The 25017-nt window shown below is 66.6% G+C and carries 20 protein-coding genes; 8 read left to right on the plus strand and 12 right to left on the minus strand.

Translation table 11 applies throughout. The features are described from left to right. Positions 1-303: 303 nt before the first annotated feature. On the minus strand, positions 304-1407 hold the full coding sequence (locus KHZ24_01900) for a citrate transporter (protein ID MBS5449957.1): 1104 nt from the start codon (positions 1405-1407) through the stop codon (positions 304-306). 295 nt (positions 1408-1702) lie between these two features. Then, complete coding sequence (locus tag KHZ24_01905; GenBank protein MBS5449958.1) at positions 1703-2734, minus strand: lactate dehydrogenase; 1032 nt, start codon at positions 2732-2734, stop codon at positions 1703-1705. Positions 2735-3135: 401 nt separating this feature from the next. On the opposite strand from KHZ24_01905, the gene KHZ24_01910 reads away from it, so the two are divergent. The 3 genes from KHZ24_01910 to KHZ24_01920 all read left to right on the plus strand — a co-directional run bounded on the left by KHZ24_01910 (position 3136) and on the right by KHZ24_01920 (position 7360). After that, positions 3136-4539 (plus strand): helix-turn-helix transcriptional regulator, encoded by a 1404-nt coding sequence (locus KHZ24_01910; protein ID MBS5449959.1) that lies wholly within the window; start codon positions 3136-3138, stop codon positions 4537-4539. Positions 4540-4769: 230 nt separating this feature from the next. Next, entirely contained in the window at positions 4770-6920 is a 2151-nt protein-coding gene (locus KHZ24_01915; GenBank protein ID MBS5449960.1) for an FAD-binding protein, read from the plus strand. A 5-nt stretch (positions 6921-6925) separates the two neighbouring features. Beyond that, positions 6926-7360, plus strand: coding sequence for a hypothetical protein (locus KHZ24_01920; protein ID MBS5449961.1), 435 nt, complete (start codon positions 6926-6928; stop codon positions 7358-7360). Positions 7361-7519: 159 nt separating this feature from the next. Here the strand turns inward: KHZ24_01920 and KHZ24_01925 are convergent, their stop codons facing one another. Then, positions 7520-9247, minus strand: coding sequence for an FAD-binding protein (locus KHZ24_01925; GenBank protein ID MBS5449962.1), 1728 nt, complete (start codon positions 9245-9247; stop codon positions 7520-7522). Positions 9248-9509: 262 nt separating this feature from the next. Here KHZ24_01925 and KHZ24_01930 point away from each other — a divergent pair, with 262 nt between their 5' ends. Continuing rightward, positions 9510-10943 carry a helix-turn-helix transcriptional regulator gene (locus KHZ24_01930; GenBank protein ID MBS5449963.1) on the plus strand — a complete coding sequence of 478 codons (1434 nt, stop codon included), beginning with the start codon at positions 9510-9512 and terminating at the stop codon, positions 10941-10943. Between the two features lie 87 nt (positions 10944-11030). On the opposite strand, the gene cadA is transcribed toward KHZ24_01930, so the two are convergent. The 6 genes from cadA to KHZ24_01960 form a co-directional block, all read right to left on the minus strand. Continuing rightward, positions 11031-12965: a cadmium-translocating P-type ATPase gene (gene cadA / locus KHZ24_01935; GenBank protein ID MBS5449964.1), complete on the minus strand. Its 1935-nt coding sequence runs from the start codon at positions 12963-12965 to the stop codon at positions 11031-11033. A 60-nt stretch (positions 12966-13025) separates the two neighbouring features. Further along, positions 13026-13244, minus strand: coding sequence for a cation transporter (locus tag KHZ24_01940; GenBank protein ID MBS5449965.1), 219 nt, complete (start codon positions 13242-13244; stop codon positions 13026-13028). Between the two features lie 53 nt (positions 13245-13297). Continuing rightward, positions 13298-13675 carry a winged helix-turn-helix transcriptional regulator gene (locus tag KHZ24_01945; GenBank protein MBS5449966.1) on the minus strand — a complete coding sequence of 126 codons (378 nt, stop codon included), beginning with the start codon at positions 13673-13675 and terminating at the stop codon, positions 13298-13300. A gap of 158 nt (positions 13676-13833) precedes the next feature. After that, positions 13834-14340, minus strand: a complete 507-nt coding sequence (locus KHZ24_01950; protein ID MBS5449967.1) for a DUF188 domain-containing protein — start codon at positions 14338-14340, stop codon at positions 13834-13836. 7 nt (positions 14341-14347) lie between these two features. Further along, the gene (locus KHZ24_01955; protein MBS5449968.1) at positions 14348-14896 is read right to left on the minus strand and encodes an adenine phosphoribosyltransferase; all 549 of its coding nucleotides are present in this window, start codon (positions 14894-14896) and stop codon (positions 14348-14350) included. Between the two features lie 101 nt (positions 14897-14997). Continuing rightward, positions 14998-16533: an FAD-binding protein gene (locus KHZ24_01960; GenBank protein ID MBS5449969.1), complete on the minus strand. Its 1536-nt coding sequence runs from the start codon at positions 16531-16533 to the stop codon at positions 14998-15000. Between the two features lie 368 nt (positions 16534-16901). Here KHZ24_01960 and KHZ24_01965 point away from each other — a divergent pair, with 368 nt between their 5' ends. Together KHZ24_01965 and KHZ24_01970 are read left to right on the plus strand one after the other, a co-directional pair. Further along, on the plus strand, positions 16902-18371 hold the full coding sequence (locus tag KHZ24_01965) for a helix-turn-helix transcriptional regulator (GenBank protein ID MBS5449970.1): 1470 nt from the start codon (positions 16902-16904) through the stop codon (positions 18369-18371). A 360-nt stretch (positions 18372-18731) separates the two neighbouring features. Then, positions 18732-20567, plus strand: coding sequence for a helix-turn-helix domain-containing protein (locus KHZ24_01970; protein MBS5449971.1), 1836 nt, complete (start codon positions 18732-18734; stop codon positions 20565-20567). Positions 20568-20727: 160 nt separating this feature from the next. On the opposite strand, the gene KHZ24_01975 is transcribed toward KHZ24_01970, so the two are convergent. The 3 genes from KHZ24_01975 to KHZ24_01985 all read right to left on the minus strand — a co-directional run bounded on the left by KHZ24_01975 (position 20728) and on the right by KHZ24_01985 (position 22956). Next, positions 20728-21168 (minus strand): (deoxy)nucleoside triphosphate pyrophosphohydrolase, encoded by a 441-nt coding sequence (locus KHZ24_01975; GenBank protein ID MBS5449972.1) that lies wholly within the window; start codon positions 21166-21168, stop codon positions 20728-20730. A gap of 513 nt (positions 21169-21681) precedes the next feature. After that, positions 21682-22197, minus strand: coding sequence for a YbhB/YbcL family Raf kinase inhibitor-like protein (locus KHZ24_01980; GenBank protein MBS5449973.1), 516 nt, complete (start codon positions 22195-22197; stop codon positions 21682-21684). A gap of 138 nt (positions 22198-22335) precedes the next feature. Beyond that, positions 22336-22956 carry a hypothetical protein gene (locus KHZ24_01985; GenBank protein MBS5449974.1) on the minus strand — a complete coding sequence of 207 codons (621 nt, stop codon included), beginning with the start codon at positions 22954-22956 and terminating at the stop codon, positions 22336-22338. Between the two features lie 619 nt (positions 22957-23575). Between KHZ24_01985 and KHZ24_01990 the strand changes: the two genes are divergently transcribed. Then, the gene (locus KHZ24_01990) at positions 23576-24088 is read left to right on the plus strand and encodes a ferritin (protein MBS5449975.1); all 513 of its coding nucleotides are present in this window, start codon (positions 23576-23578) and stop codon (positions 24086-24088) included. Between the two features lie 228 nt (positions 24089-24316). Then, positions 24317-24940: a tRNA (cytidine(34)-2'-O)-methyltransferase gene (locus KHZ24_01995; GenBank protein ID MBS5449976.1), complete on the plus strand. Its 624-nt coding sequence runs from the start codon at positions 24317-24319 to the stop codon at positions 24938-24940. Positions 24941-25017 lie beyond the last annotated feature (77 nt).

Here is a 25017-nt window from a genome sequence, read left to right on the forward strand (position 1 = left end):
GATTCGAGCCACGCCGTCCCAAAACAGCCTTAAGTGTACGTTTCTTCCGAGCCGCGTGCGAAAAACGGCGTTAAGTGCACGTTTCTTGCTCGCAGCCTGGCCCTACCCGGAAGACTCCGCGACGCGTTACCTGGGATTATGCTGCAGCAGGTCCTCGCGACAGCGGCACAAGCCCCGCTGCGTGACCAAGAAACGTGCACTTAAGGGGCAAAACGAACATGGGAGCCCCAAGAAACATGCACTTAAGGGCAAACTGTGCGCGCGACCCGAAGCTGGCCCCCAAAATCGTGCCCGTCGGCCTCCCTACCAGCCGAGCGCGACGCCAGCGCCCAGGAGAATCGCAAGACACGCCGCATTGAGGGCGCAAAGCATCCCCAGGAAGCGGCCCATCGTCGGGCGCGAGTCCGCCGACCCCAGCTCGCGAGAGATCACCCCGTACTGCGCGATCACGATGAGCGTGGCGAGCGAGGCGATGGGCGTACCCGCGCCGCCCGCGTTGACGCCGGCCAGCAGACCGACCCAGTCGCCCGTGAAGCGCGAGAGAACGATGGCAGCCGGCACGTTGCTGATGAGCTGCGAGAGCAATGCAGCGGGAACGAAAGCACCCCCTGCAAGCCACGCGGCAAACGCCGCCTGCACCACCTCGACGCGCGCGAGGTTGCCCGAGAACACGAAGAACGCCGCGAACGTCACGATGAGGCCCCAGTCCGTGCGCACCACCAGGGCAGGCCCCCGCTCGACAAGCAGCGTCATAGCGAGGCAGATCGCCAGGCAGACAGGCACGGGCACCACGCCCAACACCGTTGCCACGCACAGTACGAGCAACGCCCCATAGGCGGCGGCGCGCTGTCTGTCAAGCGGCTGCGAGGGCGGCGTAGCCACAGTCCGCCCACGCGGTACCAAGACGAGACAGCCCAGAACGACCAGGACAACCGAAATCGCAAACGGGGGCGCCATCGCGCAGACAAACGCACTGAAGTCGATGCCAAACATCCCGCTCAGGTAGATGTTCTGCGGGTTGCCGAACGGCAACAGCATGCCACAGAGGTTCGCGGCGATGCCCTGCAGCACGAACACGGGAGCGATGAGCTCGCGTCGGTCCATCGCAAGCAAGCAGGCGGCGCCCAGCGGCAGCAGAGCAAGCAGCGCCATGTCGTTGGTGACGAGCATCGAAGCCAGCGAGGTCACGCCGACGATGGAGCCCACGACGCCCCGCACGCTCGTACAGCGCGCCACGAACCACGAGGCCAACGACGGGAACACGCCCGACGCGCGCAGGCCGCTCACGGCGAGCAGCATGCAAGCGAGGCGCCCGAGCGTAGCGCCATCGACATAGCGTGCGTAACCGGCATCGGGCGGCACGATCACGCAAGTCGCCAGCGCAGCGGCCACCGAGATGATCGGCATCGCGTTGCGTCGCGCGAATCCCCGCACGTCGTGTCCCCGCCGCATCGGCCCGCCTCCCCCATCGTCGCAGCCCATCGCACACGCGCCATAGCCCCTGGCAGCACGCGCCTCAGCGGTCTCCTCGAAAGCGCAAACATGACGGTCCCAAAGAGCCCGCGCGACACGCGCATCGCGCTCTATCGCACGCGCCGCAAACCCCGCTGGACTCGCGAGACGCAGCCCTCCAGACAAAAGCGGCCCGCGAGCACACCTGCCTCGCGAGCCGCCTTACAACCAGCATGAGCGCCTGAGCAGCCTACGCAACCACGAGGCGGCACTCGTCGGCATGCCCAGTGACCATGGCGATAGCGCCCTCGACAGCGCCCTCGATCATCTGGCGCACGTCCGTGTCGGTGTAGAACGCGGTGTGCGGTGTCAGGATGACATTGGGGAACGCGCGCAGGATAGCCATCGGACGGTTCTCGATGACATCGCCCACGCGATCGGCGTAGTACAGGCCGTCCTCCTTCTCGAGGACATCGAGCGCCACGCCGCCCGAGAGGCGACCGGCCTCAAGCGCGCTGATGAGCGCTTCCGTATCGATGAGCCCGCCGCGCGCCGTGTTCACGAGCACGGCGTCGGGCTTCATGAGACCCAGGGCGCGCTCGTCGATCATGTGATGGTTATCGGCGGTCAGCGGCGCGTGCAGCGTCACGACGTCGGACTGCGCCAGCAGCTCGTCGAGGCTCACGTACGTCGCGTCGGCGGCCACGCTCTCGTTGACACGCACGTCGTAGGCCAGCATCTTGCAGCCGAAGCCCTTGAGATGGCTGACCACCGTGCTGCCGATGCGGCCAGTGCCCACGATGCCCACGGTGCAGTCGCACAGCGCGCGACCCATCTTGCCGCGCAGCGTGTAGTCCTGCACGCGAGCGCGATCCGTGATCTGCGGCATGCGGCGCAGGCACATCATGGCAAGCATGATGGCGTAGTCAGCGACGGACTCGGGCGTGTACGTGGCATGCGAGACGCGAACGCCCAGGTCACGGCAGGAATCGAGGTCGATGTGATCCACGCCGATGTTGCGCGTGGCAATGGCGTGGATGCCCAGGTCAAGCCAAGCCTGAATGAGCGGGCGATCGATGGTCGACGGCATGACGCACACGACGTCGTAGCCCGTAGCAAGGGCGGCGTTGTCAAGAGAAGGGTAGTCGGACGTCCAGCCGAGCTCGACGTTCCGCTCGCGGCAGACCTCCTCAAAAAAGCCCAGCTCATCAAACGTGCGCATAGCGTAGGCAAACAGGCGGACACGTGCCTCGGGGGCGGCGCTAGCAGAGGCGACACTCATACGTAGGACGACCTTTCTCGTGGGGTACACGCGCCACTCGCGAGCGGCGCATCCCGTCCATGGTAGGCGCTCGGCGCAGACCGGGCCAGCCTCAACAGGCCGCCTCCCGAGAAAAGCAGGGGGTGCCCAAGCAGCCTACCGCCAATCGTAGGCGATGCGTTTGTGACACGTTGGCACCCAAGTTTCGTATACCCTAGAGCACGATCATCGGCGTGCGCCATGCACGCTCTCGCCTTTAGCTGGGGCATCGTAAGGAGGCAGCATTGTCTCAGTCGCCAAGGAAGCAGACCGCCCTATCTGCCCTAAAGAACCCCCAGGTCATGCGATGCATCCTGGCTATCTCCGGCCTACTGTTGTGGTACAGCTCCGCATGTCGGGTTTCAGAGGGGCCATTTCTCACGTTGCCCCTGGCACCCCTCTCCTACCCCCGTCGCGACGGCTCGTGGCTCTGCGCCCTAGCCTTGTGCATCCTCACCGCCCTGGCCGTGGCCGGTCTGCGCCGCCTCGGCCATACGAGCAGCGGTGCCCCTATGGTCAGATGTCCCCAGGCATTTCGGAGCGTCCCGCTGTTCTCGAGTGCCCTGCTATGCGCAGCGGGCACGGCGATGGTCGTTCTCGGGTCGTCGAGCATCGTCATCTCGACGGTCGGCGGCGGCCTGGCGGGTGTCGGTTTCGCTCTTGAGTGCGCTCTGCTACTCGGAAGTGCGCACCAGCAGCCGTCGCCCCAAAAAGCGGCGCTCATTGGGGCGGCATCCCTAGCGATCGCCGCAGCCGCCAGCCTCGCGCTCGCTCCCCTGCCCGCTCCCGTGGCGCATGTCGTCGTATGCGCGCTGCCCCTGGCGTGCGCCTTGTGTGCCCCCAGGACGCACGAGACTCCCAATGCCGCCAGCGAGAACGTACCGCACGCCATCGCCAAAGACCAACCCGTGCGCCTCCGCGCGACAGTACCTGACCCCCTTCGCCGCATACATGCGGCCACGCTCATCTTCTGCTTTTTGGGGATCGGTCTGTTCCTCGGTATCATAGGGTTCAGTCAAGACGCAATGGACTCGGGCGATAGAAGCGCGTTTCACCTGCTCACGGCGGCCGGGGGCGGCACCGTCGCCGCAGCAGTCTGGCTCGGGTCGCATCGCCTCACCCCCGACGGGCCCTACATCGCGGCCCCTATCCTGTTGGGAACGGCGGCGCTGGCCCTGCCCTTCTTCGGCACGGCAACCGGCAGCGGCCTGGCGAACGTCTTCGGCAAAGCCGCTGACGACCTTACCTTCGTGCTCGCGGCCCTTTTCCTCGTCAAATGCGCGTCGCACGGTGCAAGCGAGCCTCGTGGGGCAAATGCCCGGCCCTTGGGGTACACGACCGTTCCGCTGCTCATCGCGGCGCTCGCCGCCCTCGCGCTCACAGGCATCCTGCTCGGCGGTGTGTTCGTCAGCGTTATCGGGCAGGACGCAAGCTCGCTCGCCCTCGTCGCGGCCTCGCTCGTCTACCTGGCCATGCTGGCCCTCGCCCTCATGGCCAAGCGTAAGAGCCAGGACAGCTACATTATCGTGCGCAACCCCGGCGACGTCGCCCGCATCGCGACCGCCCAGGCCCAGGCCATCGCTCAGGAGTTCCCCGACCTCTCGGCCCGCGAGATCGACGTCTTGGGTCTGCTGCTCCAGCATCAGAGCATCGACGGCGTCGCCCAACGCCTCGGCGTCTCGCGCAACACCATCAAGAGCCACATCGCCCACCTCTATGCCAAGACAGGTGTGGCCTCACGCCAGCAGCTGATCGATCTCGCCGCGTCGAAAACGATTGAGCTGTAACGGGGTGTTTGAGACGGCTCTCCTTATCAAAAGAGGAGACATCATCGCAAAGCGGCAGGTCAACGCACCTGCCAGGCTGTCAATACCCATACGCTCATTTTTTGGGAATGAGGCGCGCAGTTCCCTCGTCATCCGCTGCGAATACTAGTGCGCGTTCCCCTGTCCGCCTCATGATGGGATCACCTTGCGCAGGCAGGGCATCGACTCCACACGGACGAAAGGGAAACCACATGCACGCCACGATGACTCGCAGCGACTTCCTCAAGAGTGCGGCGGCAGGGGCGGCCGCGCTCGGGCTGGCCGGCACGGGCACGCTCGCCTTCGCAGCAGAGGGAAGCGCGGCAGGCGACACCCAAGAACTCGCGCCGTTCGCCTTCACGCCGGGGACGTACGTCTCGAAGCAGACGACGGGCTTTGCCGAAATGGACATCACCGTCGAGCTGTCCGCTGACACTATCGACTCGGTGTCGTACCAGGTCACAAAGACCGGCGAGAAGGACTACTCCGAGAAGTTCATGGACCAGATCGTCGACCTGTGCACCAGGGTCGTCGAGGCAAACAGCCCCTTCGTGGATGGCATCTCCGGCGCCACGCTGTGCGCCACCGCCACGCTCGACGGTGTCAAGGACTGCATGGAGCAGGCCGGCTACGCGTTCCCTGAAGAGGAAGCGTACGTCCCCGAGACCCCCGCGTGGCTCGGCGAGGCGCCCGTCATCAACGAGAGCGAGATCGTCGACACCATCGAGAGCGACGTCGTCGTCATCGGCGGTGGCAACGCGGGCCTGGCCTGCGCCGTCACGGCCGCCGAGGAGGGGTTGAGCGTCAGCGTCATCGAGGCCCAGGCCAAGGACAGCATCTTCTGGTACGGCCTGCACGACATCGCCACGGTCAACTCCAAGTACTGCATGGACCAGGGGTGCCCGGAGATCGACAAGGCCGAGTTCATGGCCGACTTCCAGCGCCGCACGCTCAACTACACCGACCCACGCCTCGTGAAGTCGTTCGTCGACAACTCCGGCGAGATGGTGGACTGGCTCATTGAGAACTCGCCGACCGACGTGGTGGAGAAGACGTTCATCCACACGATGAACTCCCATGTCGAGTACTTCGCCGACGGCAACGGCATCAACGGCTACAAGTGCTGGAAGGGCAGCATCAACCTGCCGTTCAACCAGGGCGCGGGCATGGCGCTCATCGAGAAGTCCGAGAGCCTGGGCGCCACGTGGTACTGGGAGCACAAGGGCATCGTGCTGGAGACCGAGAAGAGCGACGTCCCCACGAAGGTCGAGCAGGTGCAGGCGGATGGCGTCGACGCGTTCGTTGACGGCACGGTCACGAAGACCTCCGTCACCGGCGTCATCGCGCAGGACGCCGAGGGCAAGTACCACCGCTTCGTCGGCCGCTCCTACGTGCTGTCGTGCGGCGGCTACGGCGCCAACAGCGAGATGTACCGCGAGCTCTCCCAGAACCAGCGCTGGCTCTACGACGCGCACGGCCTGGACATCCGCACGATGAGGACCGCCGGCTTCGGCCGCGACGGCTCGGGCATCAAGATGGGCATGTGGGCCGGCGGCTCGATGGACCCCATCTGCCGCACGCTCATCTCGCCCGAGGTCCTCTACCAGAGCGACCAGTACTCGGTGAACATCCTCGTCCGCCAGGGCACCTACCGCTTCGCCCTGTGGCTCGACAGCGATATGGAACGCTTCACCGACGAGTCGTTCATGGGTGTGTTCGGCCTGATGGCCCGCATGGAGCGCAACCGCCCCGGCCGCCACTACGCCTTCTTCGACAACAAGTGGAAGACGCTCGTGTCGCGCTCGGCGCCCGAGCACTTCTGCGCGACGGAGGACGACAACTCCCTGGCCGACACGCTGGCCACGTGGGTCGAGCGCGGGCCGCTCGGCGAGGAGACGGCCGGCTCTTCCGGCGAGACCACGTGGTCGGCTGGCACGCCGTGCCACTTCGCCGCGCAGACGCTCGACGAGCTGTTCGAGTACATGGGCTTTGACGAGGAGCAGGCGGCCAAGGCCAAGGCGCAGATCGAGCGCTACAACGAGCTGTGCGCCAGTGGCAAGGACGACGACTTCGGCCGCGACGCGCGCCTGATGCTGCCCATCGACGAGCCGCCCTTCTACGGCATGATCCAGGTGCAGGAGAAGCCCGCTATCGGCACGTGCACGCTCAACGGCCTGGTCATCGACCACAAGCAGCGCGTCCTCGACAAGAACTACAACGCCATCGAGGGCCTGTACGCGTCGGGCAACAACTCCGGCGGCCGCTTCGGCACGCACTACTCCACGTCGCTGCAGGGCCTGTCGCTGGGCTTCGCACTGACGCTGGGGCGCGTCCTTGGCAAGCAGCTCGCACAGGAGGCGTAGGCCAGATGTCCACGCATGAGAGCCAGGCGGCAGCCGACTGGGCAACGCGTCACATGGAGGAGCTGGTGGACGAGCTGCCCGCAATGCTTGAGAAGCAGGCGCGACGCGAGCGCCACGAGAAGGCCGTGCCCGTCTACCAGCAATGGAAGTGCGTCGACGAGCTGGAGCAGGCCCTGGCAATCCTGCATGGACAGAGCCCCTTCGAGGCGGCGGCGTACGGTGGCATGCACGAGGCCGTGATCCGGGAGAAGGAGCTGCAGCTCGCCCAGGAGCAGGCACGACTCGCTTCGGATCTGGTCGCAAGCCCCTTTGCCGACGTCCAGGAGGCTGCGGCGGCGCTGCTGGACGAACGGGCGCTCAACGGGTGCATCGACGAGCTCAACCGCTATCGGCGCGACTACGCCTACACGCTGGCGCAGTGCGAGCGGGCATCCGCGTAAAGGTAGCGCTTCCCACCTCGGTCGATATGCATGACAGGGGCGCCCGCCAGGGATCTCTCCCGGGCGGGCGCCCATGCGTTATGGTGCGCTTATGCGACCGCATGCGTCCCCGCGTGCCGACAGGCTATGACGACCCCGTCACCACCGCCGTTTGTGCAGTTACTCCGTGTAGTCGCTGCCGTTAGCGGTGGGCGTGGAAGCCACAACCGTCAGCTCGACGGGCGCCGGGGCGTCCTTGGGCTTCGCAGCGTTCTCGCCGGCGGTGCGGCCGGTGTAGCACGTCTCGGAGATGTTGCCGCCGCAGATGTACACGCCCGCCCAGAACGAGCCGAGCTCGCCGGCGGAGTACAGGTTGGGAATCGGGTTCCCGTTGGGGTCGAGCACCTCGCAGTTCGTGTTGCGCTTGGGGCCGCCCTGGCAGTTCACGCACGCCGGGTAGAGACGCACGGCGTAGAACGGCGCCGTCTCGATCGGGGCCATCGAGATGTCGAGGCGGTCGAACTTGGGGTCGACGCCCGCGGCCACGACGTCGTTCCACTCGGCCACGGTCGCGCTCAGGGCCTCGGCGTCCAGCCCGATGGCCTCCGCCAGCTCCTCGAGGCTCGCGCCCTCGATGATCTCGGCCTCGTCCATCGTGGCGATCGTGCCGCCGCCGTTGCGTCCCGTCGCGTCCATGACGGCCCACATGACGTCGGACACGGGCTGGCTGATCCAGCTGCCACCGATCTGCACGTGGCCGTGCTTCTGCGTGCCGGACTCGTTCATGAAGCGCTTGGCATCGCTACCGACGTAGATGCAGTTGCCGGCCGTCGTGATGCGCTGACCCGCGATGTTCGTGCCGAAGTAGCAGCGGTCGATCTCGTGGAACTTGGGGAGGATCCAGGGACCGGACAGCGCGTCCATGTGCCACAGGTCGGCGCCGATCTCCAGGCCCATCTTGATGCCGTCGCCGGTGTTGTTCGTCGTGCCGACGGGATACGCCTGCGAGAACTGCGCGTAGTTCTCGAACATCTCCTGGTTGGACTCGTAGCTGCCGCACGCAAGCACGACACCGTTCAGGGCGCGCACGTTCAGCTCCTTGCCACCGCGCTCGATCTTGAGGCCGAGGATCGTCTTGGTGAACGGGTCCTGGATGAGGTGCGTCGCCGGCGACTCGTACCAGATGTCGATGGAGTCCTTGAGCGCGATGACGTTGTCGCGCAGCAGGTTCCAGTACTTCTTCTCGTTGTTATCGGGCGGGTTGACCATCTTGAACTCGTCGATGCGCCCGTCCATGGGCGTGCCGTCGGGCCAAACGGGGTACTCGCTGATGCCCATCGAACCGTCGGACTTCTCGTAGATCCACGACATCATCTCGGCAGACGGCGTACCGTTGGGATCGGGCTCGCTCTCCTCCTGCTCGATCTCGTGCAGGCCAACGACAGCCGGAGCGCCATGAGCGAGCAGCCAGTCGACGTTGCCGACGGAACCCTCGGCCATGTACTGAATGACCTCGGGCGTGGCCGTGTCGAAGCCAGCGGACATCGCCGTGTAGAACGCGACGCCGTCCTCGACGGTGTTCGGCGTACAGATGTACTGCTCGCACACCTTCGTGTTACCGCCCTCGCCGCCCTCGGACGCCTTCTCGGTCAAAAGGACCTTGGCGCCATTCTCGGCCGCGGTGATAGCCGCGACAGAGCCTGCGCCGCCCCAACCCACAACGACGACGTCATACTCGGCGTCCCAGGCGATCGTGTCGACGAACGAGACCGTGACCTTGTCGCCCTCGGAAGCCTTCGCGAGGCCCGTCAGCGCCGTCGAGCCCGCGACGACCGCCGCAGCCGCGCCGCCGGCGCACACAAAGCTGCGGCGAGAGAGCGTCTCGTGAGCGGATGTAGCCTGTGCCATATCGCATACCCCTTTCGTTGCCCATACCGTACGTATCACGTGCGGCCGTGGCACGAAGCCCCGCGAAGCTCCGCCTGTCTGCGGGCTTCCGCTGCGCCGTCGCTGGCCGCGTGATTCCGAGTGTCGCCAGCGGGATGGGAAAGCGCATCGAAACGCGGGTATGACATCGCCCGATTCCGCCCGATTAAGCGATTCGCTTATGCCATGAGCTGGTATAACGTTGATACTTGTAAGGATGTCGCCACAGGGGGAGGCGCCTGACATGACCGCATCACCCGCCCGTGGAACCCGCGCCGCCGGGCTCAGCTGGGCCCTCGTCGTCGGCGCTGCGCTGCACTGGGCCTCGCTGCTCTACCTTGGCTTCGGGACAGAGGGAGCCCTTTCCGCGGCGGGACCCGCCGACGCGGTCGACGGTCTGATCTCGTGGGTGCACACGCCGCTGACCGCCCTCATCGCCCTTGTCGCCATCGCTCTGCCTCACCTGTTCGAGCGCGAGCGACCCCGCCTCGGCCTCGCCATCGCTAGCATCCTCGCGGGCCTGGGGACGCTCGGCACCATCGGCGTCGCACATGCGCGGGAAGCTGCCGGCTTTGACCTCCCGCTCCTGCTGGCATTCGAGCTCTGCCTCGCTGTGAACATCTCGCTGATGGTGCTGCTCTGGGGGTTTGCGTTCGCCTCGCTCGACAAGCGCACGGCAGGCCGGCACGCCGTGCTCACCGCGCTGCTCTCCCTCGCACTCGCCTTGCTGCTCCACCTCGTGAGCCCCCTCGCCATCGGCGGGGGCACGGCGCTGGGCGTCGTCGCGCGCATCTTGTCGGCCTCTGTACTGCTGGGCCGGCGCGTGCGCTTCGTCAACACGAGGCGCCCGCTCAGCAAGCAAGCTCCCGTCCGCGCCGCCATCGCCCGGTTCTACTCTTCGCGTGTCGTGCTCGGACTCGCCATCGGCGCCGCCTACTGGGCAGCCGTGCGCGCGGAGCCTTCCGAGTCGTTCTCTCCCCTGCTCATCGGCGCAGGGCTCGTTGTCTGCATTGCGCTGCTCGCCGTGTTCCTGCACATGGGCGACGAGTTGTACGGTTTTCTGCCCATCATGCCGCTCGTGCTCGTCGGCTGCCTGTTCGCCCCCTATGCCCGCGGCGGGGCGACCATGCTCGTTCCGCTGGCCCCGACCGTGCTGTGGCTCAGCTGGATATTTGCGTCGTCGTTTCAGCTCTCAGGCCTCAAGGAGACGTTCGGCATGAGCGAGACGACGCTCAGCTTCAGCGAGAAGGCCGCCCTCATGGTGGGATGGAGCGCTGGAATCGCGCTCGGCCCGCTCGTCGTGCCCACGCTGGGAGCCGAGCCGCTCGGGCTCGTCGCGACGTACGGTGCCGTGCTGTGGGCAACGTTTGCGAGCTTCCGAACCGTATACAACCGCCGCGAGGACGCGTTCATCGCGCAGCTCGAAAGCGAGCGGGCTGAGCAGGACGCACGCACATACGACGAGATCTGTCGGCGCTTCGGGCTGACACCCCGCGAGCGCGAGGTCATGGTGATGCTGGCGCAGGGGTACACGCGGCCCCACATCTGCCAGGAGCTCTCGATCTCGGACGGGACGGCGCGAGCGCACGCGTTCCACGTCTACCAGAAGATCGGCGTACACAAGAAGGATGACCTGCTCAAGCTCGTACGCGAGATCGGCGAGAGCGCTCCGCGGTAGGTTCGGCGCCAGTGCCGGCTTACGAAAACGGCCCGCCGCCCTCGAGGGGACAGCGGGCCGTTCGGTCATTTCGCGCGTAGGGGGGACTTACTCCTCGTCCGCACGCTTTACGTTCATGCAGCGCATCGCGTTGAGGATGGCGATGACAGCCACGCCCACGTCGGCAAACACCGCGAGCCACATGTTGGCGATGCCCACGGCGGCCAGCACGAGCACGAGCAGCTTCACGGCCAGCGCGAAGATGATGTTCTGCCACACGATGCCCATCGTCTTGCGGGCGATGCGGATAGCCTTCGCGATGTTGGACGGCTTGTCGTCCATCAGCACGACATCGGCCGCTTCGATGGCGGCGTCGCTGCCCATGGCACCCATGGCGATGCCGACGTCGGCGCGGGTCAGAACCGGCGCGTCGTTGATGCCGTCGCCGACAAACGCCAGCTTGCCCTTGCCGCTCTCAGCAGCGAGCAGCTTCTCGACCTCGGTGACCTTGTCCTGCGGGAGCAGCTGCGCGCGATACTCGTCCACGCCCAGCTTGCCCGCCACTGCAGCGGCCACCTCGTCGCGATCGCCCGTCAGCATGACGGTCTTGCGCACGCCCGTCGCCTTGAGGTCAGCGATGGCCTGCGCGGCGTCGTTCTTGAGCACGTCGGCGATGACGATGTGGCCGATATAGCTCCCGTCGAGCGACACGTGCAGGATGGTGCCCGTGAGCTCGCACTCGTGGTACGAGATGCCGTGGCCCGCCATGAGCTTGCCGTTGCCCACGAGCACCGCATGCTCGTCGACCGTGGCGACGACGCCGTGCCCGCTCTCCTCCTGGACGTCGCGGATCTTGGCCTGGTCGATGTCGCCGCGATAGGCCTCCTTGACGGAGATGGCGATCGGGTGGTCGGAGTACGCCTCGGCGTGCGCGGCGATGGAGAGGATGCGCTCGGGATCGGCGCCGGCCTCGGGGTGCACGGCCACGACGTTGAACGTGCCGTTCGTCAGCGTGCCGGTCTTGTCGAACGCCACGGCGTCCACCTGCGCCAGCGCCTCGAGGTAGTTGCCGCCCTTCACGAGGATGCCCAGACGGCTCGCCCCGCCGATGCCGCCAAAGAACGACAGCGGGACGGAGATGACGAGGGCGCACGGGCAGCTGACGACGAGGAAGATGAGGCCGCGCTGCACCCAGTCGGCCCAGCCGCCACCAAGCGCGAGCGGAGGCACAATGGCCAGCAGCGCTGCGACGATGACGACGGTGGGCGTGTAGTAGCGGGCGAAGCGCGTGATGAAGTTTTCCGTGCGGGCCTTTTTGTCGCTCGCGTTCTCAACGAGCTCGAGGATGCGGCTGACGGTGGACTCGCCGAACGGCTTCGAGACACGCACGGTGAGCACGCCCGTCATGTTGACGCAGCCCGAGATGACCTCGGCGCCCGTCTCGACGTGGCGCGGCACGGACTCGCCGGTCAGCGCGGCAGTGTCGAGCTGGGAGGAACCGTCGAGCACGACGCCATCGAGCGGGACGCGCTCGCCGGGCTTGACGACGATCTCATCGCCGGGCTTGACTGCCGAGGGGTCAACCTGGACGAGCTCGCCGTCGCGACGCACGTTTGCGTAGTCAGGCGCGATGTCCATCATCGCGGCGATGGACTTGCGGCTCTTGCCGACGGCATAGCTCTGGAACAGCTCGCCTACCTGGTAGAACAGCATGACGGCCGCGCCCTCGGAGAAGTGCTGCTCCGCGTCGGGGAACAGCACGAGCGCAAACGCGCCGATCGTGGCGACGGCCATGAGGAAGTTCTCGTCGAACACCTGGCCGTGGCCGATGTTGCGCGCTGCCTTGAGCAGCACGTCGTAGCCGACGATGAGGTAGGGGATGAGGAACAGCGCGAACTCGACGTAGAGGTCGAGCGTGGGGCCGAGCCAGGACAGGAGCAGGCCCGACTTGCTCAGGATCATGACGACGACGAAGATGGCGAGGCCGAGCAGGATGCGGTTGAGCGTCTTGCGCTGCTTCTTGTTGAGGCCGCTCTTGGCCATGGGAATCACCTCGAATCTAGAGGCGAGGCCCGTGCGAGGAACCCGCAGGCGTCGCCCGGGCTATCGCACGATCTCGCAGTCGGGCTCGAGCTTGGCGGCGAGCTTCACGACGCGCTCTAGAACCTCGTCGAACTCGTCATCGGCAGCGGTGAGCGTGAGCTTCTGCATCATGAAGTTAACGGACGCGTCCTGGACGCCCTCGACTTTCTTGATGGCGTCCTCGAGCTTGCGGGCGCAGTTGGCGCAGTCGATCTCGTCGAGCTTGAAGTGCTTGATCATGGGAAGTCCCTTTCTCTCAAAGGGGCGCGGGCGCCCCGGCTAATAACCGATGTTTACTCGCAGATGTGGCTCATGCCGACGGAGAGCATCGTGTACACGTGGTCGTCGGCCAGCGAGTAGACGATGTTGCGCCCGTCGCGCTCGAACTTGACGAGGTGAGCCTGCTTGAGGATGCGCAGCTGGTGGGAGACGGCGCTCTGTGACGTGCCCGTTGCCTCAGCGATGTCGGCGACGCACAGCTCCGTGCCCATGAGGCAGTAGAGGATCTTGATGCGCGTCGTGTCCGAGAAGATCTTGAACAGGTCGGCGAGGTCGTAGAGCAGCTCCTCGTCGGGAATGTCGGCGGGATCACAGTCGCAGGGGCCGGGGCTGGGCGCAGATGCGAGCGCCTCCGAGGCATTCAGGGTCGTCGCCTTTTCAAGCTCTGCCATCGTTCTCTCCATCTCCTTTCATATGAACATTTGTTCATATGTTAGATGGCAGTATAAACCGCGTCAGACCAGTGTCAAGTTCCAAAATTGGCAAGGTTACTTTGCCAGTTTTGGCAAAATTGGCAGGGCTATCTTGCCAGTTTGGGAATCCCGCAGGGCTATCGGTCCAAAAGGCGCTCGAGGTTGCGCGTGAAGCGGGCGCGATCCTCGTCTGTGAAGGGGTCGGGGCCTTTCGTACGGCCGCCCGCGCGGCGCACCTTCTTCTCCTCGTGTCGGATGAAGAGCTGCATGTCTATGGTCGCCTTGTCGTAAATGCGCCCCCGCACGCCGATGGCCGCAGCGTCACGCCCGAGCACCATGCTCGCCAGCCCGATGTCCTGCGTCACGACGACGTCGCCCGGACTCAGACGCTCCACGATGGCGAAGTCCGCACTGTCCGCCCCTACGCTCACGTCGAGCGTCTCCACCCAGAAGCCGCGCCGAGCCGTCTCTGGCGTCCGAGGGTCATCGGGCCGAATGTGGCGCGCGAGGTTCTGCGTCGAGTTGCCCGCGATCACGACTGGCACCCGCTTGCGCCGCGCCACAGCCAGCGCGTCACGCGTCACCGGGCACGCGTCAGCGTCGATAAACAGCGTGGGCACGGGCGCACTTTCGGCACTCGACATGAGGCGCCTACTTCCCCTCGTAGGAGACGATGGCGCTCACGGGGCAGACGCCAGCGAGGCGGTCACGACCGTGGAGGCCGGCGAGCTCCAGCAGGCAGACCACCTTCACCACGGGGGCCTCGAGCTGCTCGAATATGCGCACCGCCGCCTCGAGCGTGCCACCCGTCGCGATGAGGTCGTCGATGAGCACGACGCGCATGCCGGGGCGCACGTCATCGCGGTGCACCTCGATCTCCGCCGTGCCATACTCAAGCTCATATGAGGCCGACACCGTCGCCCGCGGCAGCTTGCCCTTCTTGCGCACGGGGATGAACGGCTTGCCCAGCTTGTAGGCAACGGGCATACCGAAGAGAAAACCGCGCGACTCGAGCCCCGCCACGGCGTCGAACTCCACGCCGTCGAGCTCGGCCACCATCGCGTCGACAGCGAGGCGCAGCCCCTCGGCGTCCGCCAGCAGCGACGTGATGTCGCGGAACAGAACACCGGGCTCCGGGAAGTCCGGAATGCCCACGATCCGTCGCGCGATCTCCTCGGCAATACCCGTTGCCTGGCTCATGAGTTCCCCTCGGGTTCGTCCTGCGATACGCCCCGATTCTACCGGGCGCGCCTGACATTTCAAGCGCGCCCGGCCGTCTCACGAGCTCGAAAACCGGTTGCTTACCTGGCCGCAGCCGAAGCGCCGGCGACGTAGCCGAACGTCATGCCGTCGCCGATAGAGCTACCCGAGCCGGGGTAGCGGCCGAAGAAACCACATGCCGTGCGCCCAGCCGCGTACAGGCCCTCGATCGGAGCGCCGTCCAGGTTTATGACGCGCGCCTGGGCATCGATCTTCAGGCCGCCGAGCGTGTGGAAGCCGCAGGAAGAAGCGGCGCCGTTGATGGCCGAGAACGGCGGCGTCACGATGGGCTTCAGATACTCGGGGCTCTTGTGGTAGTCCGTGTCCTCGCCCGCCTCGCAGAAGCCGTTGTAGCGCTCGACCGTGTACGCGAGGTTGCCCGCCGGCACGCCGATGGCAGCCGCGAGCTCGTCGATCGTGTCGGCCTGTGCCACGGGCTGCAGATAGGCGCCGTAGGGCGTCGACATCGCGAGCTGCAGCACGTCATTGTCGACGATGATAAAGCCCTTCTCGGGCGAGTGTTGATTGATCGTCAGGCCCACCTTGCCGCCGTGCCAGTCTTCGCACAGGTAGCGCAGGCCGTTGTAGTCAACGAGAGCACCAGCCGCCAGGTCACCGTACAGGTAGATGGAGCGGTTGAAGTTGACGCTGCCCATGGAGCGCGTCGCCGCGCCGATCCTCTGGCCCATGAGGATGCCCTCGCCGCGGTCGGTCTCGCAGCCCGTACGCGAGCCACATAGCAAGGCATCGGCCGCGTAATCGGCGAGCATGGCGTCGTTGTACGTGAAGGCACCGGCGCTCAGGATGACGCCCTTGTTCGCCTTGTACGCGACGTCGTTGCCGTCGGCGCCTATCGCGCGCACGCCGATGACCGCACCCGCCTCGTCCGTCACGAGTGCCGTGCCCGTCGTCTCGTAGTGCATCTCGGCAAAGCCCTCGACCTCCGCCTCGAGCGGCTCGAACAGGCCCATGGCAGCGTCGCTGGGTGCGTGGCCGCGCGGGGCGGGCGTGGCGATGGACGCATACTCCCACGCGCGCTCGTTGCCCGAGTACATGAGGCTCACGCCAGCAGGCGGCTCAGTGGAGTGCGACGTGTCGTCGAGCGTGCCTCCGAACACGACACCGTGGCTCACGAGCCAGTCGTACAGCTCGACGGACGTATCGCAGAAGACGTCGATGAGCGCGGGGTCGGCGCTGGGACCGGCAAGCGCCGTGACGTAGGCCTTCATGGCCTCGGGGGTGTCCTCGACACCCAGGTCCTTTTGCAGCTGCGTGCCACCGCCCATGTAGATGAGGCCGCCCGAACGGAACGTCGAGCCACCGCCGCGCGACGACGTCTCGATGACAAGCACCGAAGCACCCTGCTCGTGGGCGCGGATGGCTGCGACGACGCCGGCGCCGCCCAGGCCGACGACGATGACGTCGGCCTCGCTATCCCACGCAGGGGCGCCAGCTTGTTCGGATGCGCTTGCGGGTGCTGCGGCCAGGGCAGCACCTGCGAGGGTGGCGGCGCCCATGCCGCGAAGAAAAGCGCGGCGCGTCGGGGCGGCGGAGTGCGTGGTGGAAGACGTGCTCATGGTGGATCTCCCTTCGTTGGGGGATGGATCTTGCGTGAGTGCGAACTCGAGGCGAAACCGGTAGCCCTGCCTTCGCGACGACCGGGCCGTAGGTCCATCGTCAGGGAGCGCGAGGGGCGCCCTCCTGCCCACACCTCCCCTTTGTTGTATGCCAACGAGACGCCACAAGCCATCGGCCACGAGGCGGGCGGAGCCCCTCCCATGGGATGAGCCGCCTCGTCCTCGCGGATGATTGACGCTCCTGCCTGCCCAGACGCTAGTATCGCGGCGAAAGAGCCCAAACGCTTTGCTACCATGGGTCGGATGTGTTGCGCAGGGGCGTCTGCCCGCAGCACGCACTCATCCGCCCCTCGAGAAGAGGTCGCGCCATGTCCTTAGGTTCCCCGCACCCCGTCACATCCGCCCCCAAGCAAGAATCCGTCGTCAGCCTCACATCCACCTGGGGGCTCGGCGGAGCGCCGCTGCTGCTCATCGTGGTCACCGCGCTCGCCAAGACACCCTACCCGCTCATCGGCGATCCCGCCGGGTCGTTCTGGTTTGTCTGGCTGCTCGGGTCTCTGGCAGGCGTCGCTGTCGCGGCGCTCGTCCTGAAGCGTGCCGGAGCCGCGTCCGCCCGGCAGCTCCCCGGAGCCCCCGTGCAAACCACCCGCACGGGCACGCTCCTGGTATGGGTGCTTACGGCAGTGCTCATGCTCGCGTGGGTCGCCCTCTACGCCGTCGATCCTCACGCCGCCCCTCTGCTCGTACGCGCGGCGACGTTGCTCGTAGCGCTGGCGTCAGCAGGGCTGGTCGCCACTTGGATAGGCCTGAGTCCCGCAGTCCAACCCGCTGCGACGTTCACGGAGCTCTCCCTTGCGCTCATGGGGGCGTTCATCCTCTTCACGCTGATGTCGCTGCTGCAGCAGCCGCTCGTCGCCAGCTACGCCTATCCGCCGGTCGCGGGCGCGCTTCTGACGCTCTGCCTGCGCACGAGAGGGGGCGCTTCCGACAAGGCGGGCAGTGACGAGGACGAGCTCCCATCCCATGCGCTCCGCCAGGACGTCCCCGCCGTAGCCGCGACGCTCGCGCTGTGCGCCGTGCTCGGGGCCGGCCTGCCCGTCGTCGGCGGTGTCGCCCCTGCTCCGGGGATGTTCTGCGCCCTCGGCATCGGTTCCATCGTGCTGGCGGTGCCGCTGATCCCCGCCATCCCCGGCGAGCGCGTCAGCGTGCTTGTGGGGTGCTGCCTCGCCCTTGTCGGCGCCTGCCTCAGCATTGTGCTCGACAGCTCAGGAGCCCCGCTGGCACTCATGCTCGCCGGCGGCGGAGCCCTGCTCGCCTGGACGCTCGCGCATGTGCGGGCATCCAAGGTGGCGGTTGCTCTCGGCAACGGCACCCGCTTCCTCGTGCTCGCGGGTGTAGCCGCGCTCGTTGGGTTCGTGATTGGACGCGCCGTGACGACAAGCCTGGCGCTCGGGCCCCAGGTGCAAGGCGTCCTGCTCGCTGTCACGTTCTGCATCGCGCTCAGCATCTGGCTGGGCATTGTGGGTCCCACTGTGATGTCGGCAGGCGTGCCCGCCTCATCGCCTGCAGACAGTGACGGGCACGCGGCACACGACGCGTCGTACGGCGCCGTGTTGCTGGCAACGACGTACGGTCTGTCGCCGCGCGAGGCGGAGATAGCGCTGCTGCTCTACGAGAACCGCAGCGTGCGCGAGGTCTGCGACGAGCTGCACGTCGCGATCAGCACCGTGAAGACGCACGTCGCCCACGTCTACGAAAAGGCAGGCGTTCACAGCAAGAGCGAGCTGCAGGAGCTCATCGCGCGGCTCATGAGCGAGACAGACTCGACAAGCCAGTAGCGGCGGCCCGCGAGTTCGCTCCCGATAACCACACAGGGTCGCCACAGGGCGGCCATCATGCAGCGCGGCAAAAACATCCCGGGATGAGGCACGGTACGAGGGCGATATGAGGCCTCAGCACGCGCTCATATCGCCCTCGACAACAGGCTGGTCAAGGCCGTCGTTCCCGGCCGCCTCGGCCTTCGGCGCGGCGATCGCTCACAGGAGAAGGGAGCCCTCTCACGCTGCACCGATGTTGAGACGCCGCAGGCTGCCCCCGACAATTCATCACCGGCCATCCGATGCGCATTACGCGCGCTTATGCGAGGGTGCACGGGACACGCATGCGCCTCGGCGCCCCGCCCCTCCCAGGAGACCGCCATGTTCCCTCGCATCGACACCCGTCATACATGCCGCCTCTTACGGCCCGCTTCCGAGCGCGACCGCCTGCGAGCACCCCTCGCCCTCGCGCTCGGCCTCTCGCAGGCCGTGACGCTCGTGCCGCTGCTGCTCGCTCCCCTCGGCCTCGGTATAGGTCGCGCAGTCTGGACGCCCCTGCTCGCACTGGCTTTCTTTGCCGCGAGCGCCACGGCAACGGCGCTCGCAAGCCTCGTCCGCGCCCGAAACCTCGCGGTGCTGGGAAGCGCCCTGCGTGCCGGATCCGTGCACACGGCGCTGCTCGTCGCAGGCAGCCTCACCGTCGCCCTGCACCAGCTCGCCGAGAACCCGGCGCTTCGCCTCGGCATCGGACTGGCGGGCGCCCTACACATGGGAGCGGCCCAGGCGTGCATCCGCCTTGAGATCGCCCACGCGCTGGCGCGGCTCGAGCCCCTTGAAGCCAGCAGGCTCATCCGAGACGCGCTCGCCGCGGCAGTCAGCTGCGTCTTCGTCTGCGCCCTGCTTCCGTTCGCAGGTGCCGCCGCGTTGTTCGCCCTCGCTCCCCTCGCCTATCGTCCACTCATCGAGGTGGCCCGCGGGTATTTCCCGCTCGAGACGCAAGCTCAGCCCGAAGCCGGACCGCCTGAGCCAGCCTTTTCCGCGTCGATGGTTCGCCGCTCGGCCGCTATCGTCCTTCTTGTCAGCACAGCGGGCGTGTACGCCCCGCTTGCGACCTGCGCGGCGCGGGGTGCGCGGGGCGCTCTTGAGACGGTCTGCACCCTCGTTGGTCTCGCTGCCGCCCTGGTGGCTGCGTGCTCCATGACGCGCCGCCTCCTGCTGCTTGCAAGACGATCGTGCGTCAGCGCCCCGCTTGCGACGGCGCGTCTGTGCCTGCCCCTCGTCGCGACCGCCAGCATCGTGGCGGGCCTCGTCCCCGAGCTTTGGCCGCTCGTCATCGCGCTCTCGGGGGCGGCGCTGCTCGTGATGGACGAGGGGCTACTCATCGCCTCCCTATCCCACCTGCGGTCGAGCACCTCAGACGAGGGCGCATTCGAAACGGCGTGCACGGCCCAGGCAGTCGGCGCCGCGTTTGCCTGCTGGCTCGGATGCCTGCGCGAGGAGGCGCTTCACCCTCTGCCCGCCCTCCTCCTTGTGGTCGCGCTGTTGCTGCTCACGTACGCCCTGTGCGTGCCTGCTCATGGCTGGCACGTGGTGCCGTGCCGGTTCGGCGGGGGCGAGATCCCAGCAGAAACCGCCTGTTCCAGCGATCCGGGCGCGAGTATGGAGCCCCCCGACTCGTATGCCCCGCCAGTAGAAAGCGCGCACTCCGCCGCCTCCGAGCAAGAGGGCATCGACCTCGACGGAGAGCTCGCGCGCCTGGCCGTGCCCATCGCGCGTGGCGACCTCACGCGGCGCCAGGCTCAGGTGTACGTCCTGCTCATGCGAGGCCTGAGCCCCACCGACATCTGCCGCGAGCTGGAAGTCACCCGCCCGACGCTTAACACGCACCTGCAGGACATCTACTACAGCTTCGGCGTCCATTCGCGTGCGGAGCTCGCCGACATCACAGACGTCCTCATGCGCCCGGGCCTCGACGAAAGCGAGCTTCCCCAACTGCCCGGTCGACGCAAGAGGCCGCGACGCGTCACCGTCAAGGAAGATACGAGGGAAAAGCGAGCGCCTCGGAAAGCCCCGGAGAGAGAAGGCCGGGCAAGAGCGGCGCACTCGGAAGAGGCGGTCGTGGGGAACGCGGAGCCGGCGCGGACCGGCGAGCAAGATGTAGAGGAAGCGCCCGAGCTGCGCGAGTACCGAGTGCCACTCGAAGGGCCGGAGGGATAGGGGGCGTGGGAGAGGGCGGCGGCGCCAGCGCGCGAGCAAAGCACCGGAGAGACGCTTGGGGGTTGGCGCACGCCATCCCATGAAGCAGGGGCGCCAGATACCGCGAGGTCACCGGCCCGAGGGGAGTGCCCACAGCGCGTGGGCCCCGCGGCGCGCCTCGCTATACCAGCATCGTGCGCAGGGCCTCGATGATCCCCTCGTCAGCGGGCAGCCAACGCACGTCGTCCAGCTTGTCCCTGCCAAGCCAGCGCATGGCCTCGTGCTCGAGCAGGCTGATTTGCTCGCCAGGCGCAAGACGGCAGGTGAAACAGTCCATCGTCAGATGAAAATCCGGGTAGTCGTAGTCAACCGTCATGAACGGCACGACGTCCGCCAGCGCGACGGCGAGCTCTTCGCGCAGCTCGCGGGCACACGCGTCAAACGCCGCTTCGCCCGGCTGTACTTTGCCGCCTGGAAACTCCCACCAATCCTTGAACTCACCATAGCCGCGCTGCGTTGCCAGAATCTCGCGCGAAGCCCCCTCACCTCGCACGATAATGGCCGCCGCCACATGGATGCATTTGCGAGATGCCGGCTTTTCTTCTTCGGTTTGCTGCCCCAAAGTATCCACCGCCCGTCTTTACCATGATTGGTTACACCTCTGGCACCGCTCGCCCAGGTAGAATCCAGCGCCATATCAGCGCCCGGGCACCGTGGCCCCTTCGGCCTCATCCACTCGAGCGCAATCCGGTGGGCAGGATTTGCGGCTGTGCTAGATCTTGCAAAACGAGAGCCCGAAACTGGCCCCAAACGGCGGTCCTGCGAGGTTTGCACAAGCATCTACGAGATAGAGCCGCACCCCCGTTCAAGGAACATGCAGGTAGAACGGCTGCGCACATCGTGGGGCCGGCTCCCAGGCGCCTCACGGAACCGCGCAAACCTCGCACAACCGTAATTCGGGGCCAAATCCAGCGCGCGGTTTTACAAAATCGTGCATACCCGCAAAACGCGCCCAGCATCCGCACGCCCCGGGGCGCGAGTTCCGGGGCGCGGGCCTCGGGGCGCGGGCCCACACCACCCAGCCCCACGCTTCCGCGAGCCCGCAGCGCCAGCCCCTGCGTCCCGCACCCCGGCGCTACGCACGGCTGGGAAGCTGGGCGACCGCCTCGCCGAGGACGTGCCCACGGCAGGCGCCCACGAGCTCGTTCACCCAGAACGGACGATCCCGCGGCAGGTCAGGCACCATATCGAGCGCCACGACGTGCAGCGTGTACGTGTGATCCTTGTCGGGCGGGCACGGCCCCACGTAGCCGCTGCCAAAGCTCCCGTCGGAAAGGCGCTCGCTGTTGTGGCCCTCGTACATGCCGCCGTAGCCAAGGCGTGACGCGTCCTCCATGAGCATGACCTCGCCCACGTCGTCGATGTCGGCCAGGTAACCGCACCAGTGAATCCAAGGGAAGCCGCACACCGGCACGCTATCCCAGTCGAGGAACACCCACGCAATAGCGCGCGTCCCGTACGGCACGCAGTTCAGCACAAACGGAAACGAGCGGCGGCTCATGTGCCCGCCCTCGCGCTCTTCGGGCGCACAGTACTTGCCAAAGCGGTCGGGCAGCATCCCGTTCTCGTCCAGATGAATGACTAGCTCCATGACTCGGCTCCTCCTCGTCGGCGTGGCTGATACGGACAATCATAGGGCTCGCGCAGGTCGGAGGGGTTCGACACGGCGCCAGAGCGTGAACGCACACAGAGAAGCGCGGCCCTGGGGCATGTATCTCGGAAGGCGGCGCTACGCGGTGGCACCCGGTTCGGTCGGGGCCTGTTGACCGCCTGCGGTCAGGTTTGAGAGAGCGCCGCCGATGCGTTCTCCCAAAGACGCCCCATCATCCGGCAGCGTATTGGAAGCCGGCTCGGAACCCTGTTCGTCTGCCAGCTCGGTGGCCGACGTCGAGGAGCCCTCCTCGCCCGCAGAAGGAGCGACCGCGAGCGAGCCGTCCTGAGCCTCTCGGCTCCCCTGAGCGTCGCCTGTGTCGAGCAGGGAGACCGCACGGTCGAGAAGGACACCGGTCTCGGCATCAGCCTCCTCCGGCGTGATGCCAAGCATCTCGAGGCTCCGAACGGCCAGCTGTGACGCCAGCAGGCCCGCGCCGATACCGATGAGGATGATCACCAGAAGAGACAGGACGACAGCAAGGCCCCGCGGGCAACGCGAGGCGGCCGAGTCGTTCACGAACGGCTGTGCCGACGCCACGGGAAGGGGCGCACCAGGGCACGAAGACTCGGGGGTAGGCCGGCTCTCAGAAGACGAGCCCGCACCTTCCGTCAACGGGGCGCCCGTGACCCGGGCCGCCTCTGAGGACGATACCGCAGGCTGCGGCATCGCCTCGCCGCCACCGTGGAGCTCGCCCATGTCGTCCTCCTCACTGAAAGCCGGGCCCCGCGGGGCGACGGCGCATTCGTCGTGCGCATAGAGTACGCCCGGCACAACTCCCGTAAAGCCCCCACGTACGAAAAGACCCGCCGCCCAGCCCACGTAGGGCAGAGACGGCGGGCCAGCTCACGCAAGAGGGGGCGCACCCGCGCGCGGCGACCTTCCCCTTATGGGCCCCAGCTCGCGGCACGTCCGGAGACTCCAGTCGCTCAAGCCGAGAGCCCATGGAAAAACCTAGGCAACGACCGGCGTCGGGGCGCGACGGACGGCAGCGACGAGGTCGAGCTCGTCAGCAGCGGTGAAGCTGTTGATGGCGACGCCCGTCACCTTGCCGCCCTCGACAGTAACCGTCAGGACGCCGTCGGCGACGGCCTTGAGATACCCGGACGTTCCCCCCTATTGAGATTCGTTCCTACCGTGGCGTTCCCGTGGCAATCGGGATGCGCACGCGAAGTGGACCTCGCCCCACTACCAAGCGGGTATAACTACGCACGTACATGCGCCGGAGCCCGCGCTGCGGCGTTCGCGACGGCGCGGCCGCCCGTTGGGAGCTGGCCGCGTCATCGCGTTGGGAGCACTGAGGACGAAGAAAGGTTTCATCATGGACAAGAAGGTCTACGAGCTGCTGAACGCCCAGATCAACAAGGAGCTCTACTCCGCCTATCTGTACCTGACGTTCGCGAACTACTACGAGGAGCGCGGCCTGAAGGGCTTCGCCAACTGGTACGTTATCCAGACGCAGGAGGAGCGCGACCACGCCATGCTCTTCCGCCAGTACCTCGTCAACGAGGGCATGCCCGTGACGTTCGACGCCATCGCCAAGCCCGACAAGGTGTTCACGAATGACCTCGAGCCGCTTGAGGCCGCCCTTGAGCACGAGAAGTACATCACGGGCACGATCAACGACATCTACGCGGCCGCGTACGAGGTTCACGATTTCCGCACGATGCAGATGCTCGACTGGTTCGTGAAGGAGCAGGGCGAGGAGGAGGACAACGCCCGCACGATGATCGACAACTACAAGCTGTTCGGCACCGATCCCAAGGGCCTCTACGCCCTCGACCGCGAGTACCAGGCCCGCGCCTACAACGCCCCGTCGCTCGTGCTCTAAAGGCGCAGGGCGGGGAGCGTATTCCCCGCGATGCCAAGCTCTTTTTTGCGCGACCGGACTTCTGGCTGGGCGATGAGCCCACTCCGGAGTCCGGTCGCGTTTTTAATGCCCGCCGCAGTCGAACCGATCCGTCGAGCGTTTATGGCCGCGCTGGAAGATCAGGATTTCCGCAGGCCTATACTGGCATGTGCAGGCGCTACCGTCCGAGAGATCGAGGTCCCCTTCACCATGTTCAACGTCGTGCTGTACCAGCCGGAGATCCCGGCGAACACGGGCAACATCGGCCGGACGTGCGTCGTCACGGGGTCGCGGCTGCATCTCGTAGGTCCGCTCGGGTTCTCGCTCGACGACAAGCTGCTGCACCGCGCGGGGCTCGGCTACTGGGGCAGCCTCGACGTGACGGTATACGCAAGCTGGGAAGACTTCCTTACGCGCAACGGGCTCGCCGCGGATAGCACCGACTCGTCTCGCCTGCACCTGCTCACCAAGAAGGCCGCGCGCACCTATGCGCAGGCAACGTATCGCGACGGGGACTTCCTCGTCTTTGGCCGCGAGAGCACCGGCATTCCCGAGAACGTCCTGGCCGCCCACCCCGCGAGCTGCGAGCGCATTCCCATGCTGCCCGACGTCGAGACGCTCGCAAACAACGAGGAGTGGCGCGAGCAGGAAGACGCCCTCCATGGTTTGGACGAGCAGGCTGGCGGGAGCTCTCCCCTGCGCCGGCAGGACATTTGCGGGAACTTCATCGACCCGGAGGGCTACCGCATCAGCTCGCTCAACCTCTCAAACGCCGCCGCCATCGTGCTGTACGAGGCACTGCGCCAGACCGGGTTTGCGGGGATGGAGGCGTAGGAGCGGCCAGCGACACATCCTTCCGGGGTCTCCCGGCCCCGCAGCCCGCAATTTCACCCGCAAAGAGACGGCTGATG

It is taken from the genome of Coriobacteriia bacterium, from assembly GCA_018368455.1.
In the GTDB taxonomy this organism is placed as follows: Bacteria; Actinomycetota; Coriobacteriia; order Coriobacteriales; family UMGS124; genus JAGZEG01.

Excerpts from the sequence above, each read along its gene's own strand:
- KHZ24_01965 (MBS5449970.1), top strand. The coding sequence starts at position 16,902 with ATGTCCTTAGGTTCCCCGCACCCCGTCACATCCGCCCCCAAGCAAGAA.
- KHZ24_01930 (MBS5449963.1), top strand. The coding sequence starts at position 9,510 with ATGACCGCATCACCCGCCCGTGGAACCCGCGCCGCCGGGCTCAGCTGG.
- KHZ24_01940 (MBS5449965.1), bottom strand. The coding sequence starts at position 13,244 with ATGATCAAGCACTTCAAGCTCGACGAGATCGACTGCGCCAACTGCGCC.
- KHZ24_01905 (MBS5449958.1), bottom strand. The coding sequence starts at position 2,734 with ATGAGTGTCGCCTCTGCTAGCGCCGCCCCCGAGGCACGTGTCCGCCTG.
- cadA (MBS5449964.1), bottom strand. The coding sequence starts at position 12,965 with ATGGCCAAGAGCGGCCTCAACAAGAAGCAGCGCAAGACGCTCAACCGC.
- KHZ24_01950 (MBS5449967.1), bottom strand. The coding sequence starts at position 14,340 with ATGTCGAGTGCCGAAAGTGCGCCCGTGCCCACGCTGTTTATCGACGCT.
- KHZ24_01980 (MBS5449973.1), bottom strand. The coding sequence starts at position 22,197 with ATGGAGCTAGTCATTCATCTGGACGAGAACGGGATGCTGCCCGACCGC.
- KHZ24_01960 (MBS5449969.1), bottom strand. The coding sequence starts at position 16,533 with ATGAGCACGTCTTCCACCACGCACTCCGCCGCCCCGACGCGCCGCGCT.
- KHZ24_01920 (MBS5449961.1), top strand. The coding sequence starts at position 6,926 with ATGTCCACGCATGAGAGCCAGGCGGCAGCCGACTGGGCAACGCGTCAC.
- KHZ24_01915 (MBS5449960.1), top strand. The coding sequence starts at position 4,770 with ATGCACGCCACGATGACTCGCAGCGACTTCCTCAAGAGTGCGGCGGCA.
- KHZ24_01995 (MBS5449976.1), top strand. The coding sequence starts at position 24,317 with ATGTTCAACGTCGTGCTGTACCAGCCGGAGATCCCGGCGAACACGGGC.
- KHZ24_01900 (MBS5449957.1), bottom strand. The coding sequence starts at position 1,407 with ATGCCGATCATCTCGGTGGCCGCTGCGCTGGCGACTTGCGTGATCGTG.
- KHZ24_01925 (MBS5449962.1), bottom strand. The coding sequence starts at position 9,247 with ATGGCACAGGCTACATCCGCTCACGAGACGCTCTCTCGCCGCAGCTTT.
- KHZ24_01945 (MBS5449966.1), bottom strand. The coding sequence starts at position 13,675 with ATGGCAGAGCTTGAAAAGGCGACGACCCTGAATGCCTCGGAGGCGCTC.
- KHZ24_01970 (MBS5449971.1), top strand. The coding sequence starts at position 18,732 with ATGTTCCCTCGCATCGACACCCGTCATACATGCCGCCTCTTACGGCCC.
- KHZ24_01955 (MBS5449968.1), bottom strand. The coding sequence starts at position 14,896 with ATGAGCCAGGCAACGGGTATTGCCGAGGAGATCGCGCGACGGATCGTG.
- KHZ24_01985 (MBS5449974.1), bottom strand. The coding sequence starts at position 22,956 with ATGGGCGAGCTCCACGGTGGCGGCGAGGCGATGCCGCAGCCTGCGGTA.